Genomic DNA, 1,712 nt, shown 5'->3' with positions numbered 1-1,712 from the left:
GGTAACCGTTGCACAACTCTTTAGTTTTTCCGTTATTCCAAAAAATAAGATAAAAAGCAACCTCTTTTAAAGCGATTTAAAAGAGGTTGCTTTTTTGGAAGAAGAAAATATTTTGATTTTTGGAGTAGTTTAATTCACAACGATAGAGTTCGTATTTTCAATTCTGGGAAAAAACCAAAACTTCCCCTTAGGAAGGTTCATCAATTGGATGTTTCGATGCACTTTTTTGGTGATGAATTTTAAATATTTCTTCAGATTATACGTGAGAGCCGCCATCAGCACGTGTTTGTTGGCATTTTTTATTCCACGGCAATTTACTTTTTTCATGCTGTGATAATTGATCAAAGTTCCCAAAACCGGCTCTACACGGGAGCTTCGGCGTTTAGTAAGAAAGCGGGTATAATGGGGATCCCGTTTTAGTTTTTCGTGCATCGCATCGTAAAGCGGCTTGTGAATGCTGTCTTCAATCTTTTTAAATTTCGTAACCTTGCCACAACATTCGGTTCTGAGCGGACAGTTCGAGCAATTCTTCTCGCTGCTGCGATAGCTTTTCTTGTCATAACCTTTACTGTCGGTTAAAATCCGTTTAAAAGGCAAAAAAGCTTTATTGCCACCGTCTTTCTGGCATTCGTAACGGTCTTCTTCTTTGTTAAAAATAAATCCCTCACGCTCCGATTTATATTGTCCGAAGTTCGGGATGTAAGCATTAAGGCCTTTTTCTTGGCAATATTTCAAAGCCGAACCACTGCTGTAGCCTGCATCGGCTAAAACTTCATCAATTTCAAGCTTATTTTCTTTAAAATTTTCAATCGTTTGATTCATAATTTCAGGGAAAATCACCGAATCTTTGCTACCCGAACTGCTCGCACAGGCACCAACGATCACATGGTTCGCATCATCGACCGTTAATTGTCCACTGTAGTTTAACTGTCGTGCTTTACCTGGTTTTACTGAGATTTTCGCATCGGGATCGGTGGAACTGTAATGGGTGTGATTGCTCAAGTATTTTGGACGAATCTCATTGCCATCTTCGTCTTTTCTGTCGCTTTTAGTATTACCCGGCATGCCTTTGTACTCTTTCTCTTTCCATGAATGATGGCGATCCACAAGCTTTTTTCTGGTGGAAGTAGTTTTAAATTCGCTGTTTTCTTCCAGCTCGTTTACAAAAGCAGAAACATCTTCCAAAACTTCTTTTTCCACCAAAGAATCCATACTGGCATTGGCTTTAATAAATGCTGAATCTACCGCCATCCGCTTGCCGCGAACCATGCCTTTTCCTATGCATAAACTCAAAACACTGCGGAATAACTCTAAGAAAAGTTCTTCCCCAAAAAGAGATCTTGTTCTGGAAATCGTGGAATGAAACGGCAAATTTTCATTAAAATCATAGCCCAGAAAAAGGCGGATATCCAGACAATTGCTACAAAAACGAATCAAAGCGCGGTCGCTATTCATATTATTGAGATAACCAACAATCAGAATTTTAAAAAACACAACGGGATCGATGCTTTCCTGTCCGCATTTGCCGTAATAGCTTGCAGTAGCTTTATAGAGAAAATCAAGCGACAGATTTTCATTTACTTTTCGGTAAAAATTATCTTCAGGAACCATCTCATCCAAACTTTGATGGTAGAAGAGTTGCGGAGTAATTATTTTCTTTCCTTGCATGTACTAATTTATGAATAATACATTAATTATCAAATAGTTATAGT

Annotated in this window: 1 protein-coding gene; it reads right to left on the bottom strand. The window is 38.4% G+C overall.

Annotated features, from left to right (window positions below):
• Positions 1-129: 129 nt before the first annotated feature.
• Positions 130-1,668 carry an IS1182 family transposase gene (locus tag B5X64_RS22405; protein WP_079467328.1) on the bottom strand — a complete coding sequence of 513 codons (1,539 nt, stop codon included), beginning with the start codon at positions 1,666-1,668 and terminating at the stop codon, positions 130-132.
• Between the last annotated feature and the right edge of the window lie 44 nt (positions 1,669-1,712).

Origin of the sequence: Chryseobacterium balustinum (genome assembly GCF_900168205.1) — a bacterium.
Lineage (GTDB): Bacteria > Bacteroidota > Bacteroidia > Flavobacteriales > Weeksellaceae > Chryseobacterium > Chryseobacterium balustinum.
This window is presented reverse-complemented; position numbering and strand designations above follow the sequence as displayed.